At 70.5% G+C, this 12,998-nt stretch carries 13 protein-coding genes; 4 read left to right on the top strand and 9 right to left on the bottom strand.

The window, feature by feature from the left end; translation table 11 throughout:
* Nucleotides 1-26: 26 nt before the first annotated feature.
* The gene (gene phoU, locus I1A62_RS07390; RefSeq protein WP_124393450.1) at nucleotides 27-674 is read left to right on the top strand and encodes a phosphate signaling complex protein PhoU; all 648 of its coding nucleotides are present in this window, start codon (nucleotides 27-29) and stop codon (nucleotides 672-674) included.
* Nucleotides 675-687: 13 nt separating this feature from the next.
* Here the strand turns inward: phoU and I1A62_RS07395 are convergent, their stop codons facing one another.
* Genes I1A62_RS07395 through I1A62_RS07410 form a run of 4 tightly spaced genes read right to left on the bottom strand, consistent with a single transcriptional unit; the run spans nucleotide 688 to nucleotide 3,702 of the window.
* Complete coding sequence (locus I1A62_RS07395) at nucleotides 688-1,305, bottom strand: class I SAM-dependent methyltransferase (RefSeq protein WP_124393488.1); 618 nt, start codon at nucleotides 1,303-1,305, stop codon at nucleotides 688-690.
* Nucleotides 1,299-2,072, bottom strand: a complete 774-nt coding sequence (locus I1A62_RS07400) for a PIG-L deacetylase family protein (RefSeq protein WP_219458375.1) — start codon at nucleotides 2,070-2,072, stop codon at nucleotides 1,299-1,301. The genes I1A62_RS07395 and I1A62_RS07400 overlap by 7 nt, the downstream gene beginning before the upstream one ends.
* 2 nt (nucleotides 2,073-2,074) lie before the next feature.
* On the bottom strand, nucleotides 2,075-3,040 hold the full coding sequence (locus I1A62_RS07405; RefSeq protein ID WP_219458376.1) for an acyl-CoA dehydrogenase family protein: 966 nt from the start codon (nucleotides 3,038-3,040) through the stop codon (nucleotides 2,075-2,077).
* On the bottom strand, nucleotides 3,037-3,702 hold the full coding sequence (locus I1A62_RS07410; RefSeq protein ID WP_124393453.1) for a glycosyltransferase family 2 protein: 666 nt from the start codon (nucleotides 3,700-3,702) through the stop codon (nucleotides 3,037-3,039). The genes I1A62_RS07405 and I1A62_RS07410 overlap by 4 nt, the downstream gene beginning before the upstream one ends.
* Nucleotides 3,703-3,816: 114 nt before the next feature.
* On the opposite strand from I1A62_RS07410, the gene I1A62_RS07415 reads away from it, so the two are divergent.
* Genes I1A62_RS07415 through I1A62_RS07425 form a run of 3 tightly spaced genes read left to right on the top strand, consistent with a single transcriptional unit; the run spans nucleotide 3,817 to nucleotide 7,426 of the window.
* Nucleotides 3,817-4,344 (top strand): 2Fe-2S iron-sulfur cluster-binding protein, encoded by a 528-nt coding sequence (locus I1A62_RS07415; RefSeq protein ID WP_087557427.1) that lies wholly within the window; start codon nucleotides 3,817-3,819, stop codon nucleotides 4,342-4,344.
* A complete protein-coding gene (locus tag I1A62_RS07420) occupies nucleotides 4,341-5,333 on the top strand; it encodes a xanthine dehydrogenase family protein subunit M (RefSeq protein WP_219458377.1) in 993 nt (330 codons plus the stop codon). Before I1A62_RS07415 ends, I1A62_RS07420 begins: the two co-directional genes overlap by 4 nt.
* Nucleotides 5,330-7,426, top strand: coding sequence for a xanthine dehydrogenase family protein molybdopterin-binding subunit (locus I1A62_RS07425; RefSeq protein ID WP_219458378.1), 2,097 nt, complete (start codon nucleotides 5,330-5,332; stop codon nucleotides 7,424-7,426). The genes I1A62_RS07420 and I1A62_RS07425 overlap by 4 nt, the downstream gene beginning before the upstream one ends.
* Nucleotides 7,427-7,435: 9 nt before the next feature.
* Here I1A62_RS07425 and I1A62_RS07430 read toward each other — a convergent pair whose 3' ends face one another.
* The 5 genes from I1A62_RS07430 to I1A62_RS07450 all read right to left on the bottom strand — a co-directional run bounded on the left by I1A62_RS07430 (nucleotide 7,436) and on the right by I1A62_RS07450 (nucleotide 12,889).
* A complete protein-coding gene (locus I1A62_RS07430; RefSeq protein ID WP_219458379.1) occupies nucleotides 7,436-7,765 on the bottom strand; it encodes a hypothetical protein in 330 nt (109 codons plus the stop codon).
* Entirely contained in the window at nucleotides 7,762-8,151 is a 390-nt protein-coding gene (locus I1A62_RS07435) for a Zn-ribbon domain-containing OB-fold protein (protein ID WP_206011445.1), read from the bottom strand. The genes I1A62_RS07430 and I1A62_RS07435 overlap by 4 nt, the downstream gene beginning before the upstream one ends.
* A gap of 277 nt (nucleotides 8,152-8,428) precedes the next feature.
* Nucleotides 8,429-10,786: a LuxR C-terminal-related transcriptional regulator gene (locus I1A62_RS07440; protein WP_219458380.1), complete on the bottom strand. Its 2,358-nt coding sequence runs from the start codon at nucleotides 10,784-10,786 to the stop codon at nucleotides 8,429-8,431.
* Nucleotides 10,787-10,862: 76 nt separating this feature from the next.
* Nucleotides 10,863-11,522: an SDR family NAD(P)-dependent oxidoreductase gene (locus I1A62_RS07445; RefSeq protein WP_257890714.1), complete on the bottom strand. Its 660-nt coding sequence runs from the start codon at nucleotides 11,520-11,522 to the stop codon at nucleotides 10,863-10,865.
* 146 nt (nucleotides 11,523-11,668) lie between these two features.
* Nucleotides 11,669-12,889 carry a lipase family protein gene (locus tag I1A62_RS07450; protein ID WP_072946212.1) on the bottom strand — a complete coding sequence of 407 codons (1,221 nt, stop codon included), beginning with the start codon at nucleotides 12,887-12,889 and terminating at the stop codon, nucleotides 11,669-11,671.
* Nucleotides 12,890-12,998: the final 109 nt, after the last annotated feature.

Genomic DNA, 12,998 nt, shown 5'->3' on the forward strand with positions numbered 1-12,998 from the left:
TCCCAGAACACCCCTAGGCTGAGCCGATGCGTACTCGATTCGCGGAGAATCTCGACAGTCTGTCCGGCGATCTCGCCGCGATGTGCCGACTGTCCGTCGCCGCGATGTCGGAGGCGAGCGACGCACTGCTGCAGGCAGACCTCGAGCTCGCCGAGCACGTCATCGACGTGAGCGGCGAGCTCGACGATGCCGCGGCGCACTGGGAGAAACGTGCGTTCGCGCTCCTGGCGCTGCAAGCGCCGGTGGCCCACGATCTCCGATTCATGGTCGGCGGTCTCCACATCTCCGCGGATCTGCACAGGATGGGCGGCCTCGCGGTGCACATCGCGAAGATCGCCCGCCGACGGCACCCCGACCACGTCGTCCCCGACGAGGTACGGGACGTGTTCACTGAGATGGGCACCGTCGCCGTCGCGCAGGCGAGGGAGACCGAGCAGGTGCTGCAGCACCGCGACCCCGAGCGCGCTCGCGGATTGCTGACGGCGGACGAGGCGATGGACGACCTGCACCGCAGCCTGTTCACGATCACCCAGGCGGAGGACTGGCCGCACGGTGTCCAGTCGGCCGTCGACATCACCCTGCTCGGTCGCTTCTACGAGCGGTTCTGCGACCACACGGTGGAGATCGGCAGGCGTGTCATCTTCCTGGAGACCGGCAGTCTGCCCGAACAGTGAGCGCGCCGACCGGTCAGCTCAGCCCTTCCGCCGCGGCGACCGACGGCGTCGCACCCCGTGTGTAGACGTCGAGGTGGAAGTCCGCATCGCGGTACGACCCGACGCGCTGGAGACCATCGAGCGCCGCGACCGAATCGTGCACCGCCCGGCCGGTCTGCGGATATTCGGGCACCGGATGCTGCCAGTGCACGGCCACGAGGCTGCCGCCCTCCTCCAGTGAGTCGACGGCCCGCGCCAGTACGGTGCCCAGGTCTGCCGGCGTCAGGTAGTACAGCACCTCGCTGAGCACGACGAGGTCGAAGGCGCCGGCCGGCCACGGGTCGAGGAGCGATGCCCGTCCCAACTCCACGCGGTCGGCCAGTCCCTCACGCTGCATGCGGTCTCGTGCGCTCGCCAGGGCACGCGGCACCACGTCCGTCGCGACGACCCTGTCGCAGCGCTCCGCCAACTGCGCCGTCAGTACCCCGATCGAGCATCCCGGTTCGAACGCCCGCCGATAGTGCGGACGGGGCAGCGCGGCGAGCGTGAGCGCGTACTTGCGGCGCTCGTACCACCGGTCGTCGAATCCCCACGGGTCCGCCGATTCCGCGTACATCGACTCGAAGTAGCCGGGATCCATCGCGCTCACCACAGCACCCGTTCCGTCGTCCGCATCAGTCGCGCCAGCACCCACGGCGGGAGGATCGCGGCGTCCCGCGGGTCCTCGGACAGTGGGCGGATCTGGGTGCGGAATTCGTCGACGGCCCGGCGTTTCCGCGCCAATATGTCGGGCGTCGGTGCCAGTGCGCGCATCCGGTTCCACGGCACCGACGCATCGGCCGGCCGGGCCCAGTGCCACATCCAGACGGGGTACTCCACCAGACCGTGGCCGGTGATCGAACATGCCTGCGCCGCAGCCCTTCCGGTGGCTTCGTGATCAGGATGACCGTCGCCCCGCCAGGTCGCGAGGACCCACACCGGCTCCCCGGCCCGGGAGGTCGCGGTGAGAACGTCGACGAGGCGGGTGGTGAGTTCCCGTTCGTGCGCGCTCACACCGCCGTCCGGCAATCCGAGGCGGAGTGGCTCGCCGACGCCCAACAGTGCTGTCGCGCGTTTCGATTCGGCGATCCGCGCGGCCGCCAGCGCGTCGGGCGACAGGGTCGGCGACTGCGGATGCGACGCCGCGCCGTCGGTGACCGCGACGACCTGGACAGGAACGCCGGCGGTCGCCGCGGTGGCCATCAGCGCGCCCACGCCGAGTACCTCGTCGTCGGGATGCGGCGCGACGACGACCATGCGGTCGCACTCCGCGAGCGGTATGGGCGGACACCGGACGGAGGCCAGCCACGGCTGCCACACGTCCTCCGGGGTGCCCCGCGCCGCCACGGGTGTCTCCCGGAATCTGGTGGCGGTGTCCACGGTCAGTCCTCCCCTGCGACGAGTTCGCCGAGCGTCGCGAGATCGCGCTCGGCGTGGGACTGCCGGATGTAGACGAACAGGTCCGCGACGTTGCGGGCGTGGTCCGCGTCGCTCGCGAGCGGCGCGGCACCCAACGCGCGGCCGACGCGGTCGATCACCTCGCTCGCGGTGCGCTCGACGAGGCCCCTCACCCGGAACGCCCGCACCTGGGCGGACCTCCGATCGAGCGGACCCGAGTCCACCTCCGTGGCCGCGGAGGCGAGTGCCCATCGAGTCGCGCTGACGGCGACGTCGATCGCACCGAGGTGCGCGAGTTGGTGACTGTCCGCCCGGCCGCCGCGTGCGCGTGCCCGCAGCGGTTCCGCGACGGCGAGCGCGCCACCGAACCAGCACGCCGCCACCCCGATGCCGCCGTGCCAGAACCCCGCTCGGTCGAGGTACCGGTCCGCGGCGCCGACAACTCGCGCGGGAACGCCGTCGAACGTCACCGCCTCGGTGTCGGTCGCCGCCATCCCCGGACTGCGCCATCCCCCGCGGCCCGGCGTGACCCCGGGTTCCCGCAGATCGACGGCGAACAGCCGGGGTTGCCCGTCGACGCGTGCCGTGACCAGGGCGTGCGTGCACATCGACGCTCCGGAGCACCACGCCTTCGTTCCCCGAAGTCGCCATCCGCTAGCGTCGTGGGCAGCGTCCAGGATCGGGTGCGGTGGCTCGCTGGCCCAGACTCCCCACCACTCGTCCCGGCCTGCGCGGGTGCCGTCGATCTCGGCGAGGATCGCGTCCGCGTCGGCGTGTGCCTCGAGCAGCCGGCCGACCGAGACGTCGCGGCGGCACCATTCCGTGAGTTGCGCCCACCGGGCTGCGGTGGACCCGCCGCCGGGCAGCGGCAGTTCCGCGTCGCCCGAGCGGATGATCGCCCGCACGGCGGCGTGGGTGGGACTGGTGTCGTGGCTGACGTTGGTGCTCATCGGTCCTGCAGTCCCTCCAGGTAGGTGGCGAAGCCCTGCGGTGCGCGGGCGTCGGCCCGCGCCGACGTCTCCACCGGCGCGTCGATGCTCCACACCACGTGCGCTCCGCGGTCGACCATCCGCTGCACGAGGTCCGCGTCCTCGTGCGCGGGCAGGGCGGCGAACCCGCCCACCGCCCGATACAGCTCCGCGGAGAATCCGAGGGACGCGCCGTGCACGTGCCCGTGGGCGGCGCCGGAGCGGTAGGCGCTGCCGTACCGCGACCGGACGTGGTCGGGCCACCCCGACCAGTCGGTGACCGTCACCGTGCCCGCCACCAACTGTGCGCCGCGCTTGGCGTGCTGCAGGTGGGACGACAGCCAGTGCGCGGGGACGAGCGAATCCGCGTCCGTCGTGGCGAACCACTCGTGCGGGCGAGGGGCGACCGAGTCGAAACCCGCACGCCGGGCGGCGCCGACGTTCCGTGCACCGAGCACGACGACGTCGACGTCCGCCGCACGGGAGACGGCCTCGCTGCCGTCGGTGCACCCGTCGAGCACCGCGACGATCGTGACCGGCACCGGCACAGCCTGCGCGGCGGTCCGTACCCCGTCGAGGCAGCGCGGCAGCAGCGCCTCCTCGTCGTGGGCGGGCACGACTACCGTGATGTGTTCGACGCGCATGACGTCCCTTCCCGATCATCCACTGTTTCCGGGTTCAGCAAGTACCCAGTCCGTCGTCGGCGGAACCACCGCGGACGCCGATTCGGGAGCGGTCGCCGCGGGTAACCTCCCGCCATGAATGCCGCGGACAGCCCCCGCTACCGGAAGATCGTGCTCACCGTCGACGGTGAGGAGCGGACCCTCGATGTGGACACCCGCACCACCCTGCTCGACGCACTCCGCGACCACCTGGGGGTGACCGCGCCGAAGAAGGGCTGCGACCACGGCCAGTGCGGTTCGTGCACCGTCCTCCTCGACGGCAGGCGCGCCACGTCCTGCCTGACGTTCGCCGTCGCCCACGACGGTGCCCGCGTCGTCACCGCGCACGGACTGGCGGACGGCGACGTGCTGCATTCCGTTCAGCAGGCGTTCGTCGAGCAGGACGGACTGCAGTGCGGCTACTGCACGCCCGGTCAGATCTGTTCGGCGATCGGGATGTTAGACGAGTTCCTGGCCCTGCAGCCGAGTGCCGTCACCGAGAACCTGACCGCTCCGCCCGAACTCACCGACGACGAGATCCGGGAACGGATGAGCGGAAACCTCTGCCGGTGCGGCGCCTACCCGAACATCCTCGCGGCGATCCGGCAGGCGGCGGAGGCGTGATTCCCTTCGACTACGAGCGGGCCACCGACGTCGCCAGCGCCGTCGCCACCGTCACGGCCGATCCGCGGGCGGCGTTCCTCGCCGGTGGCACCAACCTCGTCGACCACATGAAACTCGGGGTGGCGGAGCCGCATCTCCTCGTCGATGTGAGCCGTCTCCCCCTCGACGACGTCGAGACGCCTCCCGGCGGTGGGCTCCGGATCGGGGCCGCCGTCCGCAACAGCGACCTCGCCGCGCACGACGTGGTGCGGGCCCGGTACCCGATGTTGTCGCGCGCGCTCCTGTCCGGTGCGTCGGGACAGCTGCGCAACCTCGCGACGACCGCGGGGAACCTGCTTCAGCGGACCCGCTGCGTGTATTTCCAGGACGTCACGACGCCGTGCAACAAACGGGAACCCGGCACCGGGTGTTCCGCGCTCGGTGGTTACGTCCGGTACCACGCCATTCTCGGCGCATCGGAGCACTGCGTCGCCGTGCATCCGTCCGACATGGCCGTCGCGATGACGGCTCTCGACGCGGTCGTGCTGGTGCGCGATACCGACGGGGAGCGGCGGATCCCGCTGCGCGAGTTCTACCGGCTGCCCGGCGACCGGCCCGACCGCGACACCGTCCTCCGGCACGGCGACCTCGTGACCGCCGTGGAGTTGCCCCAGCCGCCCGCCGGGAACCGCTCGGCGTACCGGAAGGTGCGGGACCGGGCGTCGTTCGCGTTCGCCGTGGTGTCGGTGGCTGCCGAACTCACGATCGAGGACGCGTCGATCACGTCGGCGCGGGTCGCGCTCGGTGGGGTCGCGCACCGGCCGTGGCGCGCCACCCGCGCCGAGGAGGTCCTGCTCGGGTCGCCGCCCACGGAGGACGCGTTCACCGCGGCGGCCGAGTCGGAACTCGCCGCCGCACAGCCGCTTCCGGGGAACGAGTTCAAGGTCGTGCTGACCCGCCGGGTACTCGTGTCGGTACTCCGGTCACTCGCCGAGGAGGCGCGCCGATGACACTCGTCGAGCCGAAGGTGATCGGAACTCCCGCCGAGCGCCTCGACGCCCACGACAAGGTGACCGGGACGGCGGCGTATGCGTTCGAGCACCCGGTGGACGACCCGGCATATCTGTACCCGATCCTGTCGACGATCGGCCGCGGCCGGGTCACCGCGATGCACACGGCGGACGCGGAGGCCCTGCACGGTGTACTCGCGGTCCTGACGGTGTTCGATGCGCCCCGTCTCGCGGACACCTCGGACGGGGAACTCTCAATCCTGCAGGACCCCGAGGTCCACTTCCGCGGTCAGTTCGTGGGCGCGGTGGTCGCCGAATCGCCGGAAGTCGCCCGCCACGGTGCGGGCCTCGTCCGCGTCGACTACGACGAGGCACCCCACGACACCGACTTCCGTTCCGGCCGGGACGACCTGTACGCCCCCGACGACGTCAACGCCGGGTTCCCGACCGACACCGACGACGGCGACGTGACCGCTGCGCTCGCCGCCGCCGCGGTCACGGTCGATCAGGTGTACTCGACCGCGATGGAACACAACAATCCGATGGAACCTCACGCCACCATCGCCCGGTGGACCCCGGGCGGCAGCGGACCGGTTCTGACGCTGCACGATTCGACGCAGGGCGTCCATTCCGTGCGGCAGACCCTGGCACCGCTGTTCGGGCTCGAAGTCGAGCGGGTGCGGGTGATCGCCCCGTACGTCGGCGGCGGGTTCGGGTCGAAGGGACTGCCGCATGCGCACAACGTGCTGGCGGTGCTGGCGGCCCAGCGGACGGCCGGACGGCCGGTGAAGTTCGCGCTGACCCGGCAGCAGATGTTCGCCCTGTCCGCGTATCGCACCGCGACGGTGCAGCACATCCGGCTCGGCGCGGACGCCGACGGACGGCTGACCGCGCTCTCCCACGAGGCGGTCGAGCAGTCCGCGAAGATCAAGGAGTTCGCCGAACAGTCGGCGGTCCCGTCGCGGATGATGTATTCCACGCCGAACCGGCACACCACGCACCGTCTCGCGGCCCTCGACGTGCCTGCCCCCTCGTGGATGCGTGCGCCCGGCGAGACGCCGGGCATGTTCGCGGCCGAGGTCGCGATGGACGAACTCGCCGTGGCCTGTGAACTCGATCCGGTCGAACTGCGGATCCGCAACGAACCGGACGTCGACCCGAGTACGGGCCGCCCGTGGTCGGGGCGGCGCCTCACCGACTGTCTGCGGGAGGGCGCCCGGCGTTTCGGGTGGGCGGACCGTGACGCGACGGCGCGGTCACGGTCGGACTCGGAGTGGCAGGTGGGGTTGGGCGTGGCCTCCGCGACGTACCCCGCGAACACCATGCCGGGATCGGTGGCCCGGATCGTGTACGAATCCGACGGCACCTACACCGTGCAGATCGGTTCGGTCGACATCGGCACCGGGGCGTGGACGGCGCTCACCCAGATCGCCGCCGATGCGCTGGGGTGCCCGCTGGACTCGATCGTCCTGCAGATCGGTGACACGAACCTTCCGCCGGCGACGGTCGCCGGGGGCTCCACGGGAACCACGTCCTGGGGCAGTGCGATCGTCGCGGCGGCCCGCGCGTTCAGGGATCAGTACGGCACCACCCCGGTCCCGGGTGCGGAGGCGAGTGCGGGAACCCTCGACAACCCCGACGCCGAGAGGTTCGCGCTCCATTCGTTCGGCGCCCATTTCGTGGAGGCGCACGTCCGCCGCGACTCCTGCGAGATCCGCGTCGAACGCATGCTGGGCGTGTTCGCGATCGGCCGGGTCGTCAACGCCCGGACGGTACGGTCGCAACTCATCGGCGGCATGACGATGGGGGTGTCGATGGCGCTGCACGAGCGCAGCGTGAACGACCCCCGGTTCGGCCACGTCGTGACCCAGGACCTGGCCTCCTATCACGTCAGCACACACGCCGACATCAGGTATCTGGACGCGGTGTGCCTCGACGACGTCGACGAGCACGCCGGCCCGATGGGGTCGAAGGGCGCCGGGGAGATCGGCATCGTCGGGGCCGCGGCCGCGGTGGCGAACGCGGTGCATCACGCCACCGGGCTCCGGGTGCGGAAGGTGCCGATCCACCTGGACGATCTGCTGCCGGGGTGATCGGCCGGGCTACTGCACGCCCCACGCCTGCGCGAGGGAAGTACGCAACTGACCTTTCATCGCGCGGATCTTCTGGATGTCGGTGGCCTTCGGCGCGAGTCCGTCGAGCACCAGTTCCATGAACCGCCGGCGGTTGACGCCGAATCGTTCCAGCAGTTCCGCCGCGCTCGCACCGCCGAACGGCGCCCACTGGATCGCGAAGCTGATCATCCAGCGCGCATCCGAGCTCACCGAGTGCATCTGTGCGAGCAAATCGCACCGGCGCAGCGCCAGGCGCAGCCATTCGGTGCCGAACGCTTCTTCCGGTTCGCCGAAGGTCTCGGTCGCCACGGCGGTCATCGCGGATCACCGGAGCGGACGGCGAACACCGGCAGTTGTTCCGCCGTCGATGCCGGACGGAACTCGACCCGGACCGGGCAGTCGGACGGTGCCGGGACGTCGCCGTCGATCCAGGTGTACACCCACGGACCCTCGTCGAGTTCGACGATCGCGATCGTGCAGGGGGCGCGGCCACGGTCGACGCCGCTGTGCCCGCGGTCGACCACCTTCGAGGACACGATCGACCCGACTCCGCAGGACGGGACCCGCTCGAGGTTCGAACCCTGGCAGGCGGAGCACGTGGCCATCAACGGTGCGAGCAGGGTCGTGCAGTTGAGACACCGCTGGATCATCAGTTCGCACTTCTGAGCGATTCCCTGCCAGCGGGTCATATTTTCGGTGGTCACGCCGTCACCCCCACGAGATCCTGCCCCACCGCGTCGTATGCCACATGTTTTCCCCCGGTCCACTCGAGACACCGGTCGACGGTGTGCACCCGACGGAGCGTCGGGGGCAGTGGAAGTTGGGGGTCGGGCTTTCGGTGCATTCGGGGATCAGTGGACATCGGGGGCCTCGGTCTGGTGCCGGAGTGGGGGACGTGTATGAGCATCCCGTCCGCAGCGCGGAAGTACAGCGGCTGAACGACCCGGAGACATACCTATTTCGCCCCGCGCGGGTGCCTGGTCAGGGGTGCGGGTCCTGCGCGTGTTCGACGATCCACGCCGCGATCTGGGTGCGTGAGGTGAAACCCAGTTTCGCGAGAATGTGCTCGACGTGCCCCTGCGCCGTGCGCTGGGAGATCACCAGCCGAGCCGCGATCGCCTTGTTGGTCAGCCCGTCGGCGACCAGTTCGGCCACCTGCGATTCGCGTCGGGTCAGGTGCGTCGTCCCGTTCGACGACGCCGCGGCGTCGGGTCGCCGCTCGTCCAGCGCGAGCGCGACCGCGTCGTCGAAAGACGTGTGCATGCCGTGGTCGAACGCCGCGTCGAACACGCGGTCCCCGATCACCGCGCGTGCCTGCTGCTCACATTCCGCGTGGTGGACGAGCAGGTTCGGGTAGACGGTGCTCGGGTTGCCGACGGCCCGCGCGACGGCCTCCGCGGCACCCATCAGTTCGGCGGCGTTCCGGGCCCGGCCGGAGCCGACGGCCACCCACGCGAGCACCTCGAGCGCCCCGCACGCACTGATCCGGTCGTCCACCAGATGTGACAGCCGCAGTCCCTGCTTGACGTAGTCGTCGGCGAGGGCGAGGTGCCCGCGCTGCCATGCCGCCATGCCCGCCGCCCACAGCGACCAGCCGCGGTACACGGATTCGCCGTGGGCCTCGGTGAGCGCGAAGATCTCGGACCCGCACATCTTCGCCACCGCCCCGTCGCCCTGCATGCCGCTGACCAGCGCCACCCCAAGGAGTCCCCACGTCAGTTGGAGCAGGCTGCCCCGGTCGCGGAACACGGGCAGGGCCTCCTCGAAGCATGCCCGCGCCCGCGGCAGGTCGCCGGCGAACATGGCGCAACACCCGGCGGCATGCATCACGAGGGCACCGAGCAGTGTGTCGCCGTTCCGCTCGGCGAGGACGGCCCCCTCGTCGATCAATGCCTTCGCGGCCTCCCGATCGCCGTGCATGCCCGCGAGCACGCTGTCGACGTACAGCGCCTCGATCCGTTCCCGGCTCGCGCCGCCCGGGTGCCGTCCCAGCAGTTGCCCGAGCCAGCGGCGCCCCTCGCGGAGCTGTCCCCGGGCACGCCAGTACGGATACAGTGCGGCGGCGGTCCGCAGTCCCGGTTCGGACTCCCCCGGTTCGGTGAGGCAGAAATGCAGCGCTGCCCGCACGTTCAGCTTCTCCGCGTCGAGCCGGCCGATCCACATCACCTGCCGGGGTCCGATCCACTCGGCCTCGCACCGCACCACCAACTGCTCGTACCAGTCGCGGTGCCGCCGCCGCAGCGATACGAGCTCGCCGGTCTCCTGCAGTTTCTCCCTGCCGTAGTCGCGCACGGTCTCGAGCAGGTGATACCGCACCGCCTGCCCGACCTCTTCGCGGATCAGGATCGACTTGTCGATCAATGACGCCACCACGTCGAGGACGTTCTCGACGGGCAGGTCGCCGGCGCAGATTCCCTCCACCGCGTCCAGTTCGAAGCCGCCCGCGAACACCGACAGCCGCGCCCACAGCTCGCGTTCCTCCTCGGTGCACAATTCGTGACTCCAGTCGACGCACAGCCGCAGAGTCTGCTGGCGGCTCGGCGCGCCCCGCGACCCGACCGTCAGCAACCGGTAGCGGTCGGTCAGGCGCTGCAGGATCTGTTCCGCCGACATCACCCGCAGCCGCACCGCCGCCAGCTCGATCGCGAGCGGCAACCCGTCCAGCTGGCGGCAGATCCGGGCCACCGCCACATGGTTCTCCTCGGTGAGTTCGAACTCCGGCACCGCGGTGGCCGCCCGCTCGACGAACAGCGTCACCGCCTCGTACTGCGGCAGGGCCTGCAGGGAGGTGCGTTCGGGTTCCGGCACCGTCAGGGGCGGCACCCGGAGCACCGCCTCCCCGCCGATCGCCAGCGGTTCGCGGGTCGTCGCGAGGATCCGCAGTTCCGGACAGCTCCGTAGCAACGTCTCCGACAGCGCCGCGGCCGCGGCGACCACGTGCTCGCAGTTGTCGAGCACCAGCAGCAGTTGCCGGTCGGCGAGGTACTCGGTCAGCAGTACTTCCGGGTTCCCGGTGCGCTGCTCCCGCAGTCGCAGCGCGGACGACACCGCGTCGACGAGGGTGGTGTCGTCGTCGAGTTCTCCCAACTCGACCAGCCACACACCGTCCTCGAAGGCGCGGCTCGCATCGGCGGCCACCCGTAACGCGAGCCGGGTCTTCCCCACACCCCCGATCCCGGCGAGCGTCACCAGACGGGACACGGACAGCAGGCGTCGCGCCTCGGTCACCTCACGGCGACGGCCGACGAAACTCGTCAGTTCGTGGGGCAGATTTCCCACTGTGCCCTTCACTGCCGCCGGCATCACACCGTCACTCTCGACTCGCAGCCCCCTGCGCACACGGTACTCCCGGTGCGCGGGGGCAACGCCGCTTTCGGCTGCGCGTCCGCGAGTCTCGACGGACCCGCGAACCAGATCACCGCGTCCAGCGGGTGGGCGCCCAGCGGCCGGTGTAGGACCGGATGCGGCCGGCGCGCCGTGGCTGCCGCAGCGAGCCGGCCTCGGTCAGGCTGTGCGGGATCATCTCGATGCGCGTGCCGTCGACCACGTATGCGGCGCCGGTGACGAACATTCCGGCCGGCGCACACAGATACGACGCCACCGCGGCGACTTCCCCGTCGTCGGGGCCGGGCGCCGCGAAGTCCGGTTCGACAGCGGGTACCACCACCGAATTGACGGTGATCGAGTACCGCGCCAACTCGGCGGCGAGCAGACCGGTCAGCCCGCCGAGACCGGACGAGGAGGTGGTGACGTTGACGATCCGTCCGCCCCCGCCACCGGCGATCATGTACCGCACGGCGCGCTGGATGCACTCGACGGCGGTGCTGCCCGGGCAGCTGACGAGGACGCCGATTCCACCCAGGTCCCGGGCGAACTCGTCGACGGCGGCGGCGGAGCCGGGCAGGTCGGCCAGATCCATGCGCTGCACTGCCGCGCGCACCGATCTGGATTCGACGTCGGCGGCCGTGGCTTCGGCGCTGTCCCGGTCCGAAGCATAAGCGAGGCCGACGTCGAAACCGTCGTCCGCGAGCGCCAATGCGACGGCTCGGCCCGTCGGCGAATCAGATCCCGTCACGACTGCGGTGCGTGTACTGGGGTGCATGGCTTCGGAATACCCCCTGGTAGATCTGCTCAAACTCTCAACATTTCGGACTGCGCACGGGCAGAACACAATCCGGCGACGAGCCACAGGTGGCCCGCCGCCGATCGGCACCTGCCGGGTCAGCAGTTGGACGGCGCCGGGTCGCCACGGAATCGGGCGTCGAGGTAGTCGAGGGCGGTCGGCAGACCCAGAACGGCCGTGGTCAGGTGATCGGGACTCGGAAACAGGTCGGACTGCACCTTGGCGCCCGCGGCGCAGTACCGGGCGATGGTCGCCTCGATCGAATCGACCGGGATGAGCACATCGGTCGGGCTGTGCCATTCGAAGATCGGTGCGGTCGGAACGCCCGGGTACAACTCGACGCTGTTCTCGTTCAGCACCTCCCAGGCCTGCGGACTGCTCATCAGGTCGGTGGTCTTGGCGACCTCCGTGGCGCTGCGGCCTGCGCCGGCCGCGAGAATACCGTTGGTGCACGCGTTGACCATCTCGTCGCGCATCGCCAGTCCGCGGTCGTTGAGCTGCTCGCTGATCGGAAGCTTGTCCGGATATTCCCGCTCGAGTCCGAGCGCCGCCGCCATCGCGAGGCCGAACGCCGGATGCGGTTGCATGCCGAGACCGTTGGCCATCTTGCCGATGTTCATGGGCACACCGCCCTCAGCGACGCCGACGATGTTCAGTTCCGGGGCGTACGTCGGTGCGAGTGCCGCGGCCCACGCCGAGGCCATGCCGCCGCCGGAGTACCCGGCCAGCGCGACCGGGCTCTCCGCCACCGCCAGTTCCGGGACCCGCTGTACCGCGCGGATGCCGTCGAGCGTGATGGTTCCGCCGAGCCGGGCGGCGCCGTAGGCACTGTTCGGGCCGAGATGGTCGGGCAGCGCGACGGTCCAGCCGCGCTGCAGTGCCAGGTTCAGTGCCGGTGCCTCCTTGATCTGGAGGTCGGGGTCGTTCGAGTACAGCGTCCGCGACGGCGCGCACCGGGGCCCGAGCGCGTTGATGATGTGCTGGTACGACAGCAACGGCCCGTTCACCGGCCGGTTGCGGGGTACCAGCACGGTGGTCACCGACGAGATCGGGTGGTCCTCCGAGTTGGTGGTGCGGTACTTCACCTGCCACACGTCGGTGTCGGGGAAGGCCAGCAGCGGCGGCATCGGACGAACCGCGAGCGGCTCACCGACCGCGGCCTCCGCCAGACCCTGCGGCTGCCCATAGAAGGGATCGGGGTCGGAGGCGGGATAGATCGGCAGTGCGGCGGCCACTCCGGCGTTCGCGACCGCGGTGCAGGCGACGAATGCGGCACACAGAGCGCTCGCGGTGAGGCTCGTGATACGTGAGCGCTTCATGTCGCCTCCTGTTGTGGGTAGAGATCGATTGTTACCGAGTTCGCAGGAGTTATCGGTATTCGGGCCCGCCCGTTACTGCACTGCAATAGAGAGCGGGCCCGCTCGCGGA

The sequence above is a fragment of the Rhodococcus sp. USK10 genome, assembly GCF_019378875.1.
Classification (GTDB): Bacteria; Actinomycetota; Actinomycetes; order Mycobacteriales; family Mycobacteriaceae; genus Rhodococcus_F; species Rhodococcus_F pseudokoreensis.